At 61.0% G+C, this 3,460-nt stretch carries 7 protein-coding genes; 1 reads left to right on the top strand and 6 read right to left on the bottom strand.

Annotated elements, in window-relative coordinates:
• A partial coding sequence (locus tag JMJ56_RS34630; RefSeq protein ID WP_407927990.1) for a hypothetical protein occupies nucleotides 1-323 on the top strand: 323 nt, incomplete at its 5' end.
• A gap of 9 nt (nucleotides 324-332) precedes the next feature.
• Here JMJ56_RS34630 and JMJ56_RS32790 read toward each other — a convergent pair.
• From JMJ56_RS32790 to JMJ56_RS32815, 6 genes are all read right to left on the bottom strand, one after another.
• A complete protein-coding gene (locus JMJ56_RS32790; protein ID WP_202836067.1) occupies nucleotides 333-743 on the bottom strand; it encodes a hypothetical protein in 411 nt (136 codons plus the stop codon).
• 4 nt (nucleotides 744-747) lie between these two features.
• The gene (locus tag JMJ56_RS32795) at nucleotides 748-984 is read right to left on the bottom strand and encodes a hypothetical protein (protein ID WP_202836068.1); all 237 of its coding nucleotides are present in this window, start codon (nucleotides 982-984) and stop codon (nucleotides 748-750) included.
• Nucleotides 977-1,432 (bottom strand): hypothetical protein, encoded by a 456-nt coding sequence (locus tag JMJ56_RS32800; RefSeq protein WP_202836069.1) that lies wholly within the window; start codon nucleotides 1,430-1,432, stop codon nucleotides 977-979. The genes JMJ56_RS32795 and JMJ56_RS32800 overlap by 8 nt, the downstream gene beginning before the upstream one ends.
• A complete protein-coding gene (locus JMJ56_RS32805) occupies nucleotides 1,422-2,084 on the bottom strand; it encodes a hypothetical protein (protein ID WP_202836070.1) in 663 nt (220 codons plus the stop codon). Before JMJ56_RS32805 ends, JMJ56_RS32800 begins: the two co-directional genes overlap by 11 nt.
• Nucleotides 2,081-2,260 (bottom strand): hypothetical protein, encoded by a 180-nt coding sequence (locus JMJ56_RS32810; RefSeq protein WP_202836071.1) that lies wholly within the window; start codon nucleotides 2,258-2,260, stop codon nucleotides 2,081-2,083. Before JMJ56_RS32810 ends, JMJ56_RS32805 begins: the two co-directional genes overlap by 4 nt.
• Nucleotides 2,261-2,448: 188 nt before the next feature.
• On the bottom strand, nucleotides 2,449-3,291 hold the full coding sequence (locus tag JMJ56_RS32815) for an IS5 family transposase (protein WP_202836072.1): 843 nt from the start codon (nucleotides 3,289-3,291) through the stop codon (nucleotides 2,449-2,451).
• Between the last annotated feature and the right edge of the window lie 169 nt (nucleotides 3,292-3,460).

Below are 3,460 nucleotides of genomic sequence, written 5' to 3' on the forward strand. Positions count from 1 at the left end.
CATGCTCAGCTCGAGGCACCCGCCATGGCGGCGTGACCCAAGTAAACCACCCTCCGGCGAAGCCGGGGCGGTTCACCTACATCGGCATGGCGTTCCTTGAGAGCGGAATGCAGGCCGCAACCCTCGCAGCTAGCACTGCAGTCGGCCGAGGAGGTGTGCAGTTCAATCAGTTCCAGGGCGCAGGCCGACAAGGTAGCCAAAGCCTGTTCGCTGAAGACACAGCAATCCCTCCGACCCTCTATCGCAATCAGGCAGAGCCGATTGTGGTTCGGCTCACCCAGGATCTCGACATGCGCCCGTGTTTCCGGCTGCGGGCCCGCTAACTACTGGCATTAACGGCGGAGGCCTTCAGACAAAGCATTCACCAGCTGATCAAACCAAAGATATGGTGAGACAAGAAAGGCAAATAATGAAAATCCGATTACCACTCCAACTAATCTGGCAATGGATTGCCAAATTTCTGGAAGATCTTTATGAACATATTTGCCGCCAACTAAAAATAAACCTAATGTAAGACCAACAGTTGAGTAAACAAAGAAAAGTATTATGGATAATATCTTTAAACTTGTATTATCCGTTATTTGTGCCGCCGCTCTGACCGCAACAGCGATCAAAAGCCAAGACACTAGCTTGAATACTACATCAGCACTTTTAAAAACAGATTCCCATAATGCAGTTAGAGACAACTCATCACGCCGAGCCTGAGCTTCAGGTTCCACTTTGCTAGAATTGCGGTCAGACATCTTTTCACTCGCCCAGTTTCGAGCGAGTATGGATGCCCTGCACCGCCGATCCTAGACCAATGTCAGGCCATTCCCGGCGGATGCGTCGCCCGCAAGATTGACGTGCCCGCGGCTTTCCCTCCGTCGTCTTCAGCAGATGGCGAAGGACAGCAATCTCGCCATCCTTCGCATCAAGCCGAACCTGCAGAGCGGCAACCAGGTGGCGCAGCTCCGCGAGTTCGCGGGTGACGTCGTCAGACACCGGAATTCTTCCAAACGTCCGAGAGCGCCTTCACATGGGCGCCATAAGGGGTCTTTGGGTCTCTCCGGCTGGCAAAATCCTGCCGAACGGCAACCATAGCGGCAGAAGCGGCGTCTTGGACCTGACCGCCACCGGTCCGGCCTTGGATGATTGCCTGCAGCATCGTGTTCTGGCCCTGCAGGCTTTCGATCGCCGTGCCGACATTTGCGTCCACAATCAGTTGCTGGCCGTTAACGTCAACGATCTTCTGGGTCATCTTGTTTGCTCCATCCAAAAACAGCAGGCTTGTGCTGACACTGCCGCCGGGCGGCGCCACTGCCCGGCTGCTCCGATCTGCCAAAGCCAGGGCGGCATTCAGATCGGTGAGGCGAAGTTCGTTCACCTGCGCGGCGGTTGCCGCGTCGAGATAGAAGATCCGGCCGCCAATGCGGAAGGCGCTACGCCGCATCGGTCAGGTCATCCAGGCTGAGCGGCCTGCCCCAGTAGCGGCGCTCCCTGTCCTCCGACGAAGGCCAAGTCGGCTTACCGACCCGAAGTGCCATATCCAGTCGCGCGCCATGGTCAGCAGCCATGTCGATCAGCGCCGTGCCTCGCCCGAATTCTGGCTCAGCCAAGTCGAAAGCCAGCTTGCGCGCTTCCAGGATCCGGCGCTTGTCATCCGGGAAGGTGCTGCTAGTCACACTTCCCATCATGCGCGCCCTGTCGGCACGCGCCGCTGCGCTGATGCGACGATCCTGACCGCGCCGTAGCACCGGCAGCCAAGCCGTATGCAGCGCGTCCGCCAGGGCAGCGCGCGCTGCAGCCACAGGCTCTTCGAAGCGTCGCGCCACAGCGCCGAGGAAGGTGGCGTACCTCTCGCCATCAAGCGCGGCGGCATGGGCCGCAGCAACCTGCTCGCTCGTGACCACTTGCCCTGAGAAGGCCCGGTCGACCAGACGCTCTAGCTCGGCACGTGCGACCTGAAGCGCGGCGTTTGCCCGCGCCGCCACCTGTCGAGCATCGGAGAGCAGCGCCTGGTGCTCGGCCAAGATCGCCTGCGCCGCCTCGACAGGTCCGAGGTCGACCAGCTGCTCGGCCTCGGCAAGAATGTCATCGGTCATGCGGCATTGTCCTTAGCGGGGTCCGATGCGAAGCGACGCGCGAGCTCGTCCACAGCCCGACCGAGGCTGGCACGCCCGCCCTCCTCGTTCGCCCTTGCCGCTGCCAGAAGTCGCAGCGTCGCCAGCGACATCGTCGAGATCCGCACTGATGTCGTCGCCTTCTGCTGCTCGCTCATCCCGCATCCTCGTGCACAACGCATCAGCAACATATCGGCTTACTATGGAGCATTCTCAACAATACATTAGGTGATATACTAGAAATACTTACAGAAATTTCGAGATTTACTCCCCTTTCTCCCCTCTATGCCGGAAACACACCTAAAATATTTCTATAGTTCGGGGAACTAAGACCCCGTTTGTGAAGTCATGGTGCAGGTAGCCGCCTGCGATTGGGATGGGCGAGGCGGTGCAACATCAGGCGGATCGCGGCCAGTGTGACCATGGCCTCAGCGACCTCGGGCAACGCCTCGTAGTCCTTGGACAGCCGCCGCCAACGGCCGAACCAGCCGAGCGATCTCTCGATCACCCAACGGCGCGGCTGCACGACGAAGCCGATGCTGCCTGCGGCGCGGCGGACGATGATCAGCACGAGACCCGCCAGAAAGCAGGCGAGCAGGGCAGCAAGGCGATTGTAGATGCTGTCGGCGAACACGACCCGGAGCCAGGCATAGAGTGGCTTCACGCGCTTCAGTAGATCGCCGAGACCGTCGGCATCCTGGATGTCGGCCGCGTGCACGAGGATGCCGAGCAGCAGCCCGTCCGTGTCCACCGCGATGTGACGCTTGCGCCCTTTCAGGCGCTTGGCGGCATCCCAGCCGCGTGGACCGCCGCTCTCCGTGGTCTTTACGCTCTGGGTGTCGACGATCGCCGCCGTGGGGCTCGCCTCTCGCCCAGCGCCTTCGCGCAGCATGACGACGAAGTGGTGGCGAATGCTCTCCCACACACCGCCATGTAGGAAAGCGCGCATGTAACCATAAACCGTGCGCCACGGCGGGAAGGCCGGAGGAGGAGGCAGGTGCCGCCACTGGCAGCCGGTGCGCACGACGTAGAAGAGGCCGTCCAGCAGGTTCCGAATGTCTGTCGTGCGCGGCCGCCCACCGGGCTTGGCGGGCGGGATCAGCGGCTCAAGCAACCGGAACTGCTCATCTGTCATGGCTTGGCCGGAGCCGAAATCTCCAACCAGCACGCGATCAGCGGGCGTCCACATGGCGGTCCCCAGGCAGGAGACCGCTTGCAACGCCGTCCGAGAGGCCAGGATCAGCCCGTCAGGCCGGTGTCCTCACCACTTTGCAAACGGGGTCTAAGACCCCGTTTGAGAATGCGCGATTGGCGGTGGTTTGGGCTCTGGCCCGGCCCAAATGGGCGGGATGTGGACC

It is taken from the genome of Belnapia arida, from assembly GCF_016773205.1.
Classification (GTDB): domain Bacteria; phylum Pseudomonadota; class Alphaproteobacteria; order Acetobacterales; family Acetobacteraceae; genus Belnapia; species Belnapia arida.

Coding starts and splice junctions, on each gene's coding strand:
- JMJ56_RS32790 (WP_202836067.1), bottom strand. CDS start 743: ATGTCTGACCGCAATTCTAGCAAAGTGGAACCTGAAGCTCAGGCTCGG.
- JMJ56_RS32800 (WP_202836069.1), bottom strand. CDS start 1,432: ATGCGGCGTAGCGCCTTCCGCATTGGCGGCCGGATCTTCTATCTCGAC.
- JMJ56_RS32805 (WP_202836070.1), bottom strand. CDS start 2,084: ATGACCGATGACATTCTTGCCGAGGCCGAGCAGCTGGTCGACCTCGGA.
- JMJ56_RS32810 (WP_202836071.1), bottom strand. CDS start 2,260: ATGAGCGAGCAGCAGAAGGCGACGACATCAGTGCGGATCTCGACGATG.
- JMJ56_RS32815 (WP_202836072.1), bottom strand. CDS start 3,291: ATGTGGACGCCCGCTGATCGCGTGCTGGTTGGAGATTTCGGCTCCGGC.